This is a genomic window from Nocardia mikamii NBRC 108933, assembly GCF_001613505.1.
Classification (GTDB): Bacteria; Actinomycetota; Actinomycetes; order Mycobacteriales; family Mycobacteriaceae; genus Nocardia; species Nocardia mikamii.
Genome location: NZ_BDCM01000012.1, coordinates 518,738 through 532,154, shown reverse-complemented (window position 1 = coordinate 532,154; position 13,417 = coordinate 518,738). Strand labels below are relative to the sequence as shown.

14 protein-coding genes are annotated in these 13,417 nt (G+C 67.1%); 6 read left to right on the top strand and 8 right to left on the bottom strand.

Features of this window, described 5'->3' with window-relative positions; translation table 11 throughout:
* Window positions 1-8 precede the first annotated feature (8 nt).
* Together NMI01S_RS17345 and NMI01S_RS17340 are read left to right on the top strand one after the other, a co-directional pair.
* Complete coding sequence (locus NMI01S_RS17345; protein ID WP_062998395.1) at window positions 9-1,220, top strand: FAD-dependent monooxygenase; 1,212 nt, start codon at window positions 9-11, stop codon at window positions 1,218-1,220.
* Between the two features lie 60 nt (window positions 1,221-1,280).
* Entirely contained in the window at window positions 1,281-1,790 is a 510-nt protein-coding gene (locus NMI01S_RS17340) for a VOC family protein (RefSeq protein ID WP_062998393.1), read from the top strand.
* A 157-nt stretch (window positions 1,791-1,947) separates the two neighbouring features.
* Here NMI01S_RS17340 and NMI01S_RS17335 read toward each other — a convergent pair whose 3' ends face one another.
* Window positions 1,948-2,253 carry a hypothetical protein gene (locus NMI01S_RS17335; protein ID WP_062998391.1) on the bottom strand — a complete coding sequence of 102 codons (306 nt, stop codon included), beginning with the start codon at window positions 2,251-2,253 and terminating at the stop codon, window positions 1,948-1,950.
* Between the two features lie 333 nt (window positions 2,254-2,586).
* Between NMI01S_RS17335 and NMI01S_RS17330 the strand changes: the two genes are divergently transcribed.
* Window positions 2,587-3,111 carry a hypothetical protein gene (locus NMI01S_RS17330; RefSeq protein ID WP_062998389.1) on the top strand — a complete coding sequence of 175 codons (525 nt, stop codon included), beginning with the start codon at window positions 2,587-2,589 and terminating at the stop codon, window positions 3,109-3,111.
* 340 nt (window positions 3,112-3,451) lie between these two features.
* Here NMI01S_RS17330 and NMI01S_RS17325 read toward each other — a convergent pair whose 3' ends face one another.
* Window positions 3,452-4,873: an amidase gene (locus NMI01S_RS17325; protein ID WP_062998387.1), complete on the bottom strand. Its 1,422-nt coding sequence runs from the start codon at window positions 4,871-4,873 to the stop codon at window positions 3,452-3,454.
* 81 nt (window positions 4,874-4,954) lie between these two features.
* Here NMI01S_RS17325 and NMI01S_RS17320 point away from each other — a divergent pair, with 81 nt between their 5' ends.
* From NMI01S_RS17320 to NMI01S_RS17310, 3 genes are all read left to right on the top strand, one after another.
* Window positions 4,955-5,635, top strand: a complete 681-nt coding sequence (locus NMI01S_RS17320) for a TetR/AcrR family transcriptional regulator (RefSeq protein ID WP_062998384.1) — start codon at window positions 4,955-4,957, stop codon at window positions 5,633-5,635.
* 246 nt (window positions 5,636-5,881) lie between these two features.
* Window positions 5,882-6,955, top strand: a complete 1,074-nt coding sequence (locus tag NMI01S_RS17315; protein ID WP_062998382.1) for an oxygenase MpaB family protein — start codon at window positions 5,882-5,884, stop codon at window positions 6,953-6,955.
* Window positions 6,956-6,973: 18 nt separating this feature from the next.
* A complete protein-coding gene (locus NMI01S_RS17310) occupies window positions 6,974-7,201 on the top strand; it encodes a hypothetical protein (protein WP_369689912.1) in 228 nt (75 codons plus the stop codon).
* Between the two features lie 74 nt (window positions 7,202-7,275).
* On the opposite strand, the gene NMI01S_RS17305 is transcribed toward NMI01S_RS17310, so the two are convergent.
* Genes NMI01S_RS17305 through NMI01S_RS17280 form a run of 6 tightly spaced genes read right to left on the bottom strand, consistent with a single transcriptional unit; the run spans window position 7,276 to window position 13,416 of the window.
* Window positions 7,276-7,848 (bottom strand): Rv1363c family protein, encoded by a 573-nt coding sequence (locus NMI01S_RS17305; protein ID WP_062998380.1) that lies wholly within the window; start codon window positions 7,846-7,848, stop codon window positions 7,276-7,278.
* A gap of 31 nt (window positions 7,849-7,879) precedes the next feature.
* Window positions 7,880-9,136, bottom strand: coding sequence for an MCE family protein (locus NMI01S_RS17300; RefSeq protein WP_084513024.1), 1,257 nt, complete (start codon window positions 9,134-9,136; stop codon window positions 7,880-7,882).
* Complete coding sequence (locus NMI01S_RS17295; protein ID WP_062998378.1) at window positions 9,133-10,215, bottom strand: MCE family protein; 1,083 nt, start codon at window positions 10,213-10,215, stop codon at window positions 9,133-9,135. The genes NMI01S_RS17300 and NMI01S_RS17295 overlap by 4 nt, the downstream gene beginning before the upstream one ends.
* A complete protein-coding gene (locus NMI01S_RS17290) occupies window positions 10,212-11,309 on the bottom strand; it encodes an MCE family protein (protein WP_062998757.1) in 1,098 nt (365 codons plus the stop codon). The genes NMI01S_RS17295 and NMI01S_RS17290 overlap by 4 nt, the downstream gene beginning before the upstream one ends.
* Window positions 11,309-12,403: an MlaD family protein gene (locus NMI01S_RS17285; protein WP_439956267.1), complete on the bottom strand. Its 1,095-nt coding sequence runs from the start codon at window positions 12,401-12,403 to the stop codon at window positions 11,309-11,311. Before NMI01S_RS17285 ends, NMI01S_RS17290 begins: the two co-directional genes overlap by 1 nt.
* The gene (locus NMI01S_RS17280; RefSeq protein WP_062998376.1) at window positions 12,394-13,416 is read right to left on the bottom strand and encodes an MCE family protein; all 1,023 of its coding nucleotides are present in this window, start codon (window positions 13,414-13,416) and stop codon (window positions 12,394-12,396) included. Before NMI01S_RS17280 ends, NMI01S_RS17285 begins: the two co-directional genes overlap by 10 nt.
* Window position 13,417 lies beyond the last annotated feature (1 nt).

Below are 13,417 nucleotides of genomic sequence, written 5' to 3'. Positions count from 1 at the left end.
CTGTGTCCATGACAACGCAGCGATTCACCAACAAGACGGTTCTCATCTCCGGCGCCAGCGTCGCCGGGCCGGCCCTGGCCTACTGGCTGACCCGGTACGGGTTCGCCGTCACCGTCGTCGAACAGGCGCCGACGCTGCGGGAGGGTGGCTACAAGGTCGACATTCGCGGTGTGGCGATGGACGTCGTCGACCGGATGGGTGTGTCGCAGGCGGTTCGCGAGGCTTCCACCGCGATCCGGGGCGGGGCGTGGGTCGACAGCAGCGGCAAAGCTCTGGCCACGGTGGGACCCGACTTGATCGGACTGCGTTCCCCTGGCGACGACGAGGTCCTGCGCGGAGACCTGTCCAGAATTCTCTTCGACGCCACCAAGGACGAGGTCGAATACCTGTACGGTGACTCGATCGTCGAGCTGGCAGAACACGCCGAAGGAATGTGCGTTCGCTTCCGCAATGCCGCGCCACGGGTGTTCGATCTGGTGATCGGCGCCGACGGCATGCATTCGGCGGTGCGCCGGTTGGCGTTCGGCACCGAGGAGCAGTTCGCCCGGCACACCGGTATGGCGGCCTGTGTGGTCTCGGTCCCGAATTTTCTGGAACTCGACCACTGGGAGTTGATACACCCCACCCCCGGCAAGGTGGTGCAGGTGTACGCGACTCAGGCAGGTGTGGCCAAGGCGCAGTTCATCTTCCGGGTTCCCGAGCAGTTGCCCGACCGTCGCGACCGCGCCGCTCAGCAACAGGTGGTGGCCGGTGCGTTCGCCGATGCGGGCTGGCAGACACCCGCCTTGCTCGACGCCATGCCGCACTCTCCCGACTTCTACTTCGACACCGTCAGCCAGATCCACCTCGATCGCTGGTCGCGCGGGCGCGTCGCGGTGGTCGGTGACGCCGCATGGTGCCCGTCGCCGCTGTCCGGGCAGGGCACGAGCATGGCTTTGGTCGGCGCGTATGTCCTTGCCGGAGAATTGAAAGCGGCCGCCGGTGACCACACCGTCGCGTTCGATCGCTACCATGCCGTGCTGCACGACTACGTCACCGAAAATCTGAGCCTGGGCTGGAACAACGCCACCCAGATGGTCGCGGCGGATCGGCGCGCGATCCGCCTGCAGACCACCATGCTGCGGATGCTGCGGCACATGCCGTGGAAGGGTGTGGCGTTGCGACCGATCATCAAGCCGCTCGAGCGCGCCGCCAACGCCATTCGGCTCACCGACTACTGAACCCGTTCCTGCCCACCACTTTTCACCCGACAGCATTCGCGATTCATCGAGGAGTACCGCATGAATATCGTCACCGGCCCGATCTTCCAGCTGGCGTGGGTGGTCCACGACCTCGACGCCGCCGAGCGAGAATTCGGGGAGCACTACGGCGTCGAGACCTGGATGCGCATGCCCAGCATGCATTTCGGTCCCGATCAGGCGCGCTACCGGGGGGCGCCGGCCGACTATACGGTCGACACCTCCCTCGGTTACGCCGGCGGCCAGCAACTCGAACTGATCGCCCCGGTGTCGGGGGAGAACCTGTACACCGAACAACTGGCGCGCTCCGGTCCCGGACTCAATCACATCGCTTATGTCCCCGAGGATTTCGACGCATCCCTCGACCGGGCGCGCGCCCGCGGGATCGAGGTGGTCCAGCACTGCACGGTCGCCGAGCTCGGAATGGAATTCGCCTACCTGACCGGCGGACCTCTCGGCGCCCACGTCGAACTGCTGCGCCTCCCGGACGGCGCTCGGGCCCTGTTCGACAGCATGATTCCCGTGGGCTACCGCAACCCGTGGAATCGCTGATCGGCGAATCCGGGCGAGGACGCGTGGGATCGCCGGGGCGGTTTCCGCAAGTCCCGGCTTGTCCGGTGTCGGTAGCTCGGAAATGAAGCAGGCGGTCCCGGAGGACCGGTGATGTCGGTGGCTGCCGGGCCGCTCGCGGCATGGAGCGCGACCGGTGTTACGGCACGTCGTGGTGTTCGTCAGCGGTCGGTGGGCGCGCGTACATGTGGCCGTCGCGGATGCCGAATTCGATGCGGCAGGGGAAGCTCGGGACTGCGGCGTCGGCGCGGTGATGATGGGTGACGAGCATGGCCATGGCCCAGTCGCGCAGCGGCGCGGGCAGGGTGACCGTGGTTCCGTCGCGTAGTCGTAGGTGGGGTTCGCCGCCGCCGAGGGGGTCGGCGATGGTGATGCCGACGATGTCGAGAATCAGGCCGGTATCGGTCGCGGAGGCGACCACGGGTGGGTCGAGCGCGAGAACCATATCGGCAACTTAGCCGCCGATTCCGTCGCGATCACGGTGTGCGGGCTCGTGTCGGCGGCGCGTTTTCCCGGCCCGTCCTACCAGCTGTGACCAGCATCGTTGCCGACGCGAGGATGTGCGTGCACTATCGAAATCGGCCGATCAAGGATGCTCGTGCAGGACCGAGCGGGCCCGGCCGCCGGATGCGTGAAATCCCTTGGCGACTCGTCACTCTCACATCGTCGACGGTGAGCCCCGCTCCCGGCCGCGGCGCGGCTGGTGGTCCGCACCGGCCTCGGCAGACCTTGGCGGCGGTAGCAGCGAACGAAATCGTCGCGGAGAGGAGCGAATGCGATGACAGACACCCTGACCGATATCCCCACCGCACCCCTTCGGCTCGCCCGGCCCGTCCCGGTCGCGCGGGCGACGTCGGCCCGTCCGGTCCCGATGACCGGGCCCGCGGGCGAGTGGCAGGAGGCGAAGACTGTGCTCGTCACCCGCGTCGCCGGCCCGAAGCAGTTGGTGACCGTGCCGCGGCTGGTCGTCCCTATCGGGTTGGGCCAGTTGGCGTTTCGCGTTTCGTCGCAGGCTCCGGAAGCCGACGATTTGATGCGTGACGGCCGGGTGCTGGTCCAGGCCGGTGATCGGCGCGGACGTCCGGCGCTGGGATCGCACCAGCGTCAGGGCCACGCGCAGGTCGTGACCGCGGGCACGCTGGTGTCGTACGTTCAGGCCGAGATCGAGGCCAAGTATCGGTGGCGAATTCCGCTGGCGAAGTTCGGTCACCGGCTGGCGCGGGGAAACGCCCCCTACGGCGACGTCGTCGTTCTCGTCACGGTTCAGGATTCTCCGTATCGGATGCTGCCCCCGTCGCCCTGACCGACGCCTGACTCGTGTCGCCGAACGAAGCGATGCCGCCGGGGTGGCGATCGGCCCGGCGGCATCGCAACGACTTTCACGCAGCCCGTCATGCCTTCGGCCTACGCGCGGGCCGGCGCCGGGCAGGACGTCGGCCTCACCTCTCTGTTACCCGCTCCGCTACTGGCAGCAAACATTCAGCGCTCGGATTCGGGTCACAATCGTTTGCGGTGCGGAAGTGTTCGATCGACGTTTCCCTCCACGTCACCGTGGCGGCATCGAGTCGACGAACGGCATTCCTCCGTCGCGCGCCGTGGGTTTGCTGCCGCGGGTCGCTGTGAGGCGGGGAACGATCGTGGCGTCAGCGAGGTGAGGAGTTCGTGGTCCGCTCCTGGATGCGGGGGAAGGGCTGCTCGGCTTCGAGGAGGTAGGCCAGTTCGATCAGCGTGCGTTCGTCGCCGTATGCGGCCGACAGTTGCACGCCGACCGGCAAGCCGTCGGGAGTGCGGCCCAAGGGCAGCGAGATCGCCGGGGTACCGGCGATGTTGTTCAGCGGCGTATAGCTGACGTAGCGGGTGAGCCGGTCGATGAGTTCGGGGAAGGGAACGGTCGGAGCGATCTGGCCCAGCGGCGGAGTGGTGTGCGAGAGTACCGGCGACACAACGACTTCCAGCCGGGCGAACATTCGTGCGTAGGTGGCCGGGATGCCGCGCAATCGGCGCAGTGCCGCCGGTGTCCGGTGCAGGTTGCGCCGGTGATGGGCGCGCAATCCGCGCGTGAGTCCGTCGGTGGCGGCCGCGTCGAACGAGCGATCCAGGATGAGCTTGCCCGTGCTCACCGCGAGATCGGCCAGCAGCGCCCAGTATTGGACGAAATCGGCGGCGAACTGCTCGGTGACCGGGAGTGCGATCGGTTCGACGACGTGCCCGGCCTTCTCCAGCAGCGTGGCGGTGTGCTCGACCGCGGCCCGGGTGGGTGCGTCGACCTCGGCGCCGGTGACGCTGTGCATGAGCAGCCCGACTCGCAGCCGTCGTTGCGCCGGTCCTCGGACTTCGCCGATGGGGGCGAGTTTCGGGTTGCGCCAGACGTTCTCGGCCGCGGCGACGAATGCTGCGGTGTCGCGCACGGTGCGGGTGAGCACGCCCTCGGAGATCATGTGGATCGGCACGTGCCGCACCTGTTCGCCGTCGATGTGGCGGCCGCGGCTCGGCTTGAGCCCGACGAGTCCGCCGCATGCGGCGGGGATGCGGATGGATCCGCCGCCGTCGTTGGCGTGCGCGATCGGAACCACGCCCGCGGCGACGAGTGCGGCCGATCCGCCGGACGAGGCGCCGATCGAGCGGGCCAGATCCCACGGGTTGCGCGCGGGCGGTTCGGTCATGAATTCGGTGGTGGCGTTGAAGCCGAACTCCGGTAGTCGCGATTTGCCGAGCAACGTCAGCCCGGTGCCGAGGAACTGGTCGGTGTAGGCGCCGTTCTTCGCGGCGGGCCGCGCCCGGAACGCCTCGCTGCCGTGGTTGGTCGGCAAGCCCGCGACGTCGGAGTTGTCCTTGACGAAGGTCGGCACGCCGTAGAGGGCGGTCTCGGAGCGCGAGTGGTAGCGCGGGGCGTCGTAGATCGCGCAGGCGACGGCGTCGAGTTGCGGGTCGACCGCGCGCGCCCGCTCGGTGGCGGCGGCGGCGAGCTCCTGCGGGCTGACCGAGCCGTCGCGAACCAGTTCGGCGAGGGCGACCGCGTCGTGCTCGGCGAGCGCATCGTCGCGAAATGCGTGAAGAGACGTCATGGCGGCTGAGTCTAGAAGAATTTACAGACTCTGCCCAGAGGAAACTGTAAGTAGTTACAGAGATGGCCTAAGGTTGGCCGCGTGACCCCGCGCCGCCATCGTCCGAGCGCCCAGGCTCGACGCGAAGCCCTGCTCGCGGCCGCTGTCGAGGTCACCGCGGCCGTGGGCGTGGCAGGAGTGACCCATCGCGCGGTCACCGAGAAAGCGGGCTTGCCGCTCACCACGGTCGGCTACTTCTTCGACTCGATCGACGCGCTGACCGAGGAAGCGCTGCGCGTCTACACCGACGCCGACGCCGATACCCAGGTCGCGCTCGCCGAGGCGCTGGCCCAGGCGCACAGCACGCCCGACGAGATCGCCGCGGCGCTGTCGTCGGCCGCGACCCCGCGCTCGCCGGAGACGCCGGCGTTGTTCGAGGCCTATCTGCATGCCGCGCGGCACCCGGAGTTCCGCGACGCCGCCGCGCGGGCGCTGGATGCCGCCCGACGGGCCGCCGCCGCGGGCGTTCGCGCGGCCGGATCGCCGGAACCCGACACGGCCGCACCGGCGTTCACGGCCCTGGCGCACGGGCTGGCGCTGCACGAAATGGCCGTGCCGGGCGCGCTGCCGCCGGATTCGGTACACGCGGCGTTCCGCGCGTTGTTTCTGGGGTTTCTGCTCGACAACGGACATGTCGAGCTGGCTCTGCGACTGCGGCGCCAAGGGGCGGTGGACGACGATCCGGCCGACGGTGAGGGGCGATCCGCCGAACCCGGTGCCTGACAAAGGTTTCCGATCACGGGTGCGCCCCTCGGGGAGGATGCCGATTTCGCTCGACGCCGAATGCCGCCAGGTGCATACCTGACCGCGTTCGAGTTGACGGGGCGACGTCCGACGTGCGCCTCGGCGAACTGCTTCCGAGCGAATGGCCCACCCCCTCATACACCTATTGACGTCGCGGAATGCCACACCTAGCATTCCTACGCAAGCGTAGAAAACACTCTACGCGACCGTAGAATAGGAGCTGTGATGGCGACGCTGCGTGAATGGCTGTTTCTGCCCGAGGTGGAACCGCCGGAGGATTACGGCTTCTTCGGGCCCGACTCCGTCGCATGGAAGGTGTGGAGTTATCCGACGAGTTTGTCGCTCGGATTCCAGCGAGCCGTGGTGATCGAAGAGCTCGATCCGGCGCTCATCGCGGCGGTGGACAAGACCAGTGCCATCTACAGTAGGCCGCGAACTCGCTACGACCGGACGCTGCGGTATTTCGCCATGGTCTTGTTCGGTGACAGCCGGTCGACGGCGAAGGCGGCCGACGTGCTCGTCAAGGTGCATTCGAAGGCGGTGGGCGTCGATCCGGTGACGGGCGGCATCTACGACGCCAACGATCCGCAGTCGCAGTTGTGGATTCATCTGACCGCATGGCATTCGATCTTGGTCACCTACGAGAAGTACGGCCCGGGGCGGCTGTCGGAGGCCGAGGAGAATCAGTTCTGGGAGGAGTGCGCTCGCGCTGCCGAGTTGCAGACGTGCGACCCCGCCGACGTACCGCGAACCCGGGAGGGTGTCCGGAAATATTTCGAGCAGATGCGGCCGCAGCTGATCGGTTCCGACATCGCGCGAAAGGCGATGCGGCACCTGCTGCGAGCCGATGTGATGCTGCCGCCGATGCCGTTCGTCTTCCGGCCGTTCTTCGCGATCGTCGCGGCCTTCTTGCGGCGCGCGACGCTGGCCACGATGCCGCGGTGGATGCGGAAGATGGCGGGCTTGCCGACCAACCCGGTGCTGGATCTGCTGATCGTTCCACCGATCAGCGCGATCGTCACCCTGATCAGCATGAACGTCTGGCTCCAGATCGTGCTCCTGCGGTTCTTGTCGCCGATGACGGTCGATGTGGCGGCGCCCGTGTTGATGAAGGTCCCTCCGGTCACGCCGATGACGACGACTCCCCGGGAGGCGCAGAGACACTATGGGTATGCCATTCCCAGTGAGGCGCATCATGATCTGCGCGCCAAGCAGCGCAACCGGGTGTTGAACAAAGGGCTGGCACCCGGCGACGAGGGGCTCATCGAATCCGAACCCATCCTCGGCCGGATGGCCTGAAGGCGGGGGGAGTAAAGCGTGTTGAAAGAATTTCTCGATCGGCAACTGAGTTTCCGTCAGATGCTGTATCTCGCGATCATGGCAGCTGTCGTGGTCGGCATTCCGTACTTCGGCATCGGACTGATCTGGCTGTGGACACATCACGATCATCTGGGTGAGCTGCACGGGTTCGACGAACTCTTTTCCGTGATCGGAGAAATAATCGCGTGGCCGCCGTTGGTGATTTCTGATATCAGCCTGAGGTGACCAGAGGAAACGGCTCGAGATATGAATAGCCCGGTGGCACTGTGCCGCCGGGCCGTTCGAGTGTTGCGTGGTCGTCAGGGTTGCAGGGCGGGGGAGTCGAGTTTGTCGATCAGCCAACGGTTTCCGCTCTTCCGCAGGGTCAGTGTGAGGGCGAGCTGTCCGCGGCGGGGTTGGCCCTGGGTGCCGACGCTCGTGATCGATTGGTCGATGATGACGATCGCCTCGGCGGTGGTGTCGGTGGTGGATCCGATCGCACAGTGGACGGTTCCCGCTGTCGCGACCACGTGGCCCTGGGTGAGGACGTCGCGGAGATCTTTGCTGGTGGCGGCGAATTCCTTTTTCCACTCACCGGTGGCGTGGTCGAGCACGGCGGCGAAGTACGCATCGATCGTCGTGGAGTCGTAGGTGGCCAGGATGGGGCCGAAAGCGCACGCCGCCCGGTGTGCCTGATCGCGGGCTTCGGCGTGGGCATCGGCATGTTCGTATTTCGTGCCGAATACCACCGCGCAGGCCACGGCCGCGACGGCGCCCGTGACCGAGAGGGTGGATGCGCTGCGGCGCAACCACTTTCCGCGGCGCCCGGCAGCGGTGGATTCGCTCTCCGCGGGTTCTGTGGGGGTGGTCGTCTGCTCGGAGTCCGAGGTCATCGTTGGTCCTTCGTGTGATGGGGTGTCCTGCTCATTTCGGCAGCAGGGGCGGAGTCTGTGCGTCGGGGTCGGCGCCCGGCGGCGCCGCGGTGGCCCCGGCATCCGGGCGCGGGGCGTTGGCGCTGCCGCGGATCTGCATGCCGGGATCGGTGGTGACGCAGTAGTTGTAGAGGCGGACCCTGCCGTCGCTGAGCCGCACCGGAGACACGGGGATGCTGTCGTATTCACACGTGGGACGGGGCCAGATGTCCATCAATGTGTGAAAGGCGTTGTCGTGCACGGGGATACCCATGGCGCCCGTGCCGGCCCGCAGCGCCGGGAAAAGTGCTCGCAGGGCGGGGGTGCGCAGCCGGGCGGCGCGGGTGATGGCGAGGAAGTTGGTGACCAGGTTGGTGACGGGGTCGGTGGTCTCGGCGACCACCCCGCCCAGGGTCGCGAGCCGGCCGGGCCCGACGTCGAGCAGTCGCTTCAGTTCGTCGTCGGCGTCGCTGAATTGCCTGAACAGTTCGCTCGAACCCGCGACGAGTGTGGCCAGGTCGGGTTGGGCGTGCGAGGTGGTCTCGGCGATCACCTCGAGATGTTCGATCAGGCTGCGGGTCTGGGGCAGCAGGTCGGTCAGGCCGGCCATGGCGTGACTGAGACCGCTGATCACCGCGCGGAGCCGGTCGGGGCCGCCGGCGAGGGCCTTGTCGAGTTCGCCGACGATGCCGTCGAGGCGCTGCGGATTGAGTCCCGAGACGAATGCGCTGGTGTTGCCCAGGAATTCGTTGATCGTGACCGGTGTCGAGGTGGCGGTGACGTCGACGACCGCGCCGTCGCGCAGGTAGGGCGCGCCGTCGGTAACGGGCCGGAAGTCGAGGTACTGCTCTCCCGCCGCCGACAGCCGTGCCACCGCCACCGTACCGCCGGCGGGAATGCGGACCGAGGAATCGATGTCGGCGAGGGCGACGACCCCGGCTCCGGCCGGTTCGACGGCGTGGACGGTGCCGACCCGTACCCCACGGAAGGTGACGTCGTTGCGGGGCAACAGACCTCCGGACTCGGCCAGTTGCACCCGCACGGTGTAGCCCTGACGCAGCGGGTTGGCGCCGACCACGCCCACGGCGAGATATCCGGTGCCGGCCATCAGCAGCGCGATCAGCCCGGCGGTGGAGAAGGCCACGGTGTGGCGGCGGGCCCACTGCGCGAGGCGCACGAGAATCCAGGCACCCAGGTCGAGCAGTTCGTCGAGATCGCAGACTGCGCGGATCGCCGCGTTCGTGACCCGCGTACGCACCGAGGGCTTCATCGAGGGCCTCCCTGCAGCCGGCCGAGCACGCGTTGCAGAACCTGAGCGAGACTGCCGGCGAATGCGCCCAGATCGGATCCGTCGGGCAGCTTGCTGCCCTGCGGATCGGTGAGCGCACCGAGATCCAGATACGACACGGTGGCTCCGACCGCGAGCGCGTTGCCGCGGGTGGAGCCGAGCAGGCCGGGCTGGATCGCATGGAGGCGGTCCAGGGCACCGGCGAGATTGTCGCCCATGCCGGTGAAGCCGTCCATCAGTCGTTGCACGCTGTCGAACAGATTCACGAAACGTGGTCCCGTGGTCGAGGTGAAGTCGCCGAGCGCGGCCATGGTCGTCGATACCTTCGCGGTGAGATCGGTTATGGCGCGGTTGTTTTCGGCGATCACCCCGATCAGCGGCGGGAAGGTGTCGGCGGTCTGTCCGAGCTCGGTCTTCCGCTGCGCCAGGGTGGTGGTGAGGCCGTCGAGTCCTCGGAGCACGCTGTCGATCTGGCCGGTGCGCTGATCCAAGGCGGTCAGCGTCGCCGTCAATTCGGTGAGCAGGTGCGCCAGTTGCGGGCCGCGGCCGGCGAACATGGAGTTCATCTCGCTGGTGATGCGGGCGACCTGTTCGAGAGCGCCGCCGCCGAGCAACATCGAGACCGCGGTCATCAGTTCCTCGACCGACGCGCCGGCCGAGGTGTGCGCGCGATCGATGGTGTCGCCGTTGTGCAGCATCACCGCGCCGGGCTGTTGCTCCGGCAGGATGACCGCGACGAAGATGTCACCCAGTGGCGTGGGCTGGCGCAATTCGGCTCGGGTGCCACGCGGCAACTGGATGTCGGCGCGGATGTCGAGGTCCACGGCGGCCAGGAAGTCGGTGGTATCGATGTGGGTGACCACCCCGATATCGGAGCCGCCGATCCGCACTCGTGCCCGTTCGGGCAGGTTGAGGGCGTCGCCGAAGATCGCACGCAGGTGGTAGGTGGGCCCGTCGACCCCGGGTTTCGGTAAGGGGACGTTGTCGACGGTGACCGCGCACCCGCTGATCGACACTGTCGCGGTGGCGGCGGCCAGGAGGCGGGCGGTGCGGGCCCTCATCGGGTCAGCCCCAGCAGCGCGCCGGCCAAGCCGAGGTCCGGTCCGAAGTCGGTGAGTTTGCCGGTGCGGCAGCCGTCGGCGCGCAGCTGTACGCGTTCGCACAGCAGCGACAGGGCTTCACCGTCGAACAGGGATTTGTCGGTGAGCAGATGCAGCCGGACCGAACCGGTCTGCACGCTCATGGCTTCGGCGAAGTTCTGGAAGAACAGCGGCGCCACATCGGTGATTTCGATGAGATCTGTTCCGTGGCCGCGCATGTGGGTGGTGATGGTGGTCAGCCGGTTGAGCGCGTCGATGAGTGGCTGCCGATTCTCGGCCACCACGGAGCTGGTGTTCGCGACGAAATCGTCGAGCTGGGTGAGAACGGCGCGCAGGCCGGGCGCTTGATCCTTCATGAGTGTCACCAGCTCGGTGAGGCGGGCGCTGAATTCGCGCACGGTCCGGTCGTTGTCGGCGACGACCTGAGTGAGGTCGTTGAGCCGGATGACGGCATCGGAGATCTGGTCCTTGTTCGCGAGGGTGGTCCGGAAGGCCTTCGACAGGGCATCGAGGGTCTCGCGGATGCGATCGCCGTTACCGTCGAGCAAGGGGAACAGCACCCTGCTCGCCATCGGCCCGCCCGTATTGTCCCCGGCCAGGGATTTGCCGAGGTCGTCGAAGGTGCGCAGGATGCGGTCGAGTTCCACCGGTGTGCGGGTGTGCTCGAGCGGAATGTGGGCGCCGTCGCGGAGGGTGGGTCCGCGCCCCGGGTAGGCAGGTGTCAGCTCGATGTGGCGGTTGGTGATCAATTGTGGTGAGACCAGTGCGGCGATGGCGTCGGCCGGAATCGTCACGCCGTCGTCGACGGTCATCGCGACCTCCACGTAGTGTCCGCGCGGGATGACCGAATCGACTTGGCCGACAGGGAGTCCGAGCACCGAGACCTCGTTGCCGGGGTAGAGTCCGGCGACGTTGTCGAAGTCTGCGGTCAGGTGAATTTGCCTGCCCAGCAGCCGATTCGGCGTCGACGTCAGACTGTGCGGGAGGGCGCATCCGGCCAGCATCAGCGTGACGGCACTGACGATGGCTACGCGCACGATGGTCGTGATTCGCATCAGCGACACCCCGCGACGGCCTGGGTGGCGCACAGCCAGTTGTCGGGGAACAGCCCCCAGGGGAGGTAGACCTCGCCGTACGGCCCGTTGCCGAAGGTGTTGTTGACCTGCCGTAACGCTACGGGCATCGTTTGATAGAGACGGTCGAGGTTGTCTCGGTTCTGCTGCAGGCCTTGCGACATGGTGTCGAGGCTGCGGATCAGCGGGCCGAGTTGTCCGTTGTTGCCGTCGCCGATCTGCTGCAGGCTTTTCGATATCGTGGCGATGTTGTCGAGGAGGCTTTTCACCAGGTCTTGACGCTGTGCCACCGCGTCCCCGATCGCTCGGCCCCGGGTGAGCAGCAGCAGTACGCCGTTGCGGTTCTCATCGACCAAGGTGGCGACAGAGTCGATGTTCTTCAGTAGTGTGTCGACTTCGTCGCGGCGGTCGCTGATCACCCCGGCCAGCACACCGACCGAGTCGAGGGCAGCGGCGGTGAGCTGTGGCGAGTCCCCCATCTGACGGGCCACGGCGTCGAGGGAGGCCCGCAGGGCCGCGGGGTCGAGTTTCTCGAGGTGTTCGAAGGAATTCGTGTATTTCGGGTCGTTGACGACCTTGTCCAGATTATAGGGAACTTCGGTGTGGTCGAGTCGAATCACATTGCCGGGCAATCCCTTTCCGTTGCCGGGGTGAAGTTCGACGTGCATCTTGCCGAGAATCGTGCTCATCTTGATCGCGGCGGTGGCGTCGGGGCCCAGACGGACCTCGGGTCGTATCTTCAGTTCGGCGACGATGCGATCACCGGCCAGGTGTGCGGAGGCGACGGTGCCGACGTCGATCCCGGCCACGTCCACGCTGTTGCCCGGCCGCAGTCCCGCGGCCTGTGCGAACTCGGCGCGCACGGTCCGGTGGCCGAGGTCGAGGCCGGTGACGAAGACGACGCCGGACACGAGCGCGATCACCGCGGTCCCGGCGCCGATGCCGAGCCAGAAGTGCCGGTTCTGCCGGTAGGACGGGATCGCGTCCCACATCTCGGGGAGAGTGGGGAGTTGGAATCGGTCCAGCAGCCAGTTGATTCTGCGGAACCGGTTGAGGAATCGGTGCACTATCGACACACCTCCGAGTGCGAGTTGCCGCCGACCTGGGAGAACAACCCCGGAGGGAACAACACGCCCCACAGGGAGACGTCCAAGCCGCAGACGTAGGAGTTGATGTAGGTACCGTTACCGCTGATCCGAGCCAGTCCGGCCAGCAGCAGTGGCAGTTCGACCGCGGCGCGGTCGAGTCGGGAACCGTTGGCCAGCAACAGATTCACCCCCGAGGTGGCCGACTGCTGCGCGTGCGCGATACCGGGTTCGATCGCGCCGATGAGACCGCTGAGCTGCCCGGTCGCTCCGGCGGCACGGTCGACGGCCCCTTTGAGGGTTTCGCCTTCTTCGTACAGCCCGGTGACGAGCGTGCGCGCCTGAGTGATCAGCGTTTCCAGCTCCGATGCGCGGTTGGCGAGTCCGGCGACGACGCCGCTGAGGTTGGTGACGACCCGGCCCAGGATCTCGTCGCGGTCGCGGAACGTATTCGCCAGCCCCGCTGCCCGGGTGATCAGAGCGCTGAGTGAGACGCCGTCGCCCTGCAGCGCTTGGACGAGAGTCTGCGACAGCGAATTGACCTCATCGGGTTGCAGCACGCTGAACAACGGCTCGAATCCGGACAGGACCGTCGATACGTCGAAGGACGATTCGGTGTGTTCGATCGGAATCGAGCCTCCCGGTGGTAGCGGCTCGGCCGGGCCGGAGCCCGGCGCCAGGGCGATGTAGCGCTGTCCGATGAGGTTCTGATATCGGATCAGTGCCTTGGTCGTGGTGAACAGGTGCTGGCGGGAACGGATGCGGAATCCGACGCGGGCGCGCTGATCATCGAGTTCGATGGAGTCGACGCGCCCCACACGAACCCCGGCCATCCGCACGTCGTCACCCACGCGCAGTCCGAGAACGTCGCCGAAAGTCGCCTGGTAGCGGTTGGTGTCGCCGGACACCGACCGTTGCAAGGTGGAATAGACCGTCCAGCTCGCGACCAGCGCGAGGACGACGAAGACCGTGAAGCCGAGTGCGGCTGTGCGAGTGGTGATCATG

Excerpts from the sequence above, each read along its gene's own strand:
- NMI01S_RS17345 (WP_062998395.1), top strand. The coding sequence starts at position 9 with ATGACAACGCAGCGATTCACCAACAAGACGGTTCTCATCTCCGGCGCC.
- NMI01S_RS17340 (WP_062998393.1), top strand. The coding sequence starts at position 1,281 with ATGAATATCGTCACCGGCCCGATCTTCCAGCTGGCGTGGGTGGTCCAC.
- NMI01S_RS17335 (WP_062998391.1), bottom strand. The coding sequence starts at position 2,253 with ATGGTTCTCGCGCTCGACCCACCCGTGGTCGCCTCCGCGACCGATACC.
- NMI01S_RS17330 (WP_062998389.1), top strand. The coding sequence starts at position 2,587 with ATGACAGACACCCTGACCGATATCCCCACCGCACCCCTTCGGCTCGCC.
- NMI01S_RS17325 (WP_062998387.1), bottom strand. The coding sequence starts at position 4,873 with ATGACGTCTCTTCACGCATTTCGCGACGATGCGCTCGCCGAGCACGAC.
- NMI01S_RS17315 (WP_062998382.1), top strand. The coding sequence starts at position 5,882 with ATGGCGACGCTGCGTGAATGGCTGTTTCTGCCCGAGGTGGAACCGCCG.
- NMI01S_RS17305 (WP_062998380.1), bottom strand. The coding sequence starts at position 7,848 with ATGACCTCGGACTCCGAGCAGACGACCACCCCCACAGAACCCGCGGAG.
- NMI01S_RS17300 (WP_084513024.1), bottom strand. The coding sequence starts at position 9,136 with ATGAAGCCCTCGGTGCGTACGCGGGTCACGAACGCGGCGATCCGCGCA.
- NMI01S_RS17295 (WP_062998378.1), bottom strand. The coding sequence starts at position 10,215 with ATGAGGGCCCGCACCGCCCGCCTCCTGGCCGCCGCCACCGCGACAGTG.
- NMI01S_RS17290 (WP_062998757.1), bottom strand. The coding sequence starts at position 11,309 with ATGCGAATCACGACCATCGTGCGCGTAGCCATCGTCAGTGCCGTCACG.
- NMI01S_RS17280 (WP_062998376.1), bottom strand. The coding sequence starts at position 13,416 with ATGATCACCACTCGCACAGCCGCACTCGGCTTCACGGTCTTCGTCGTC.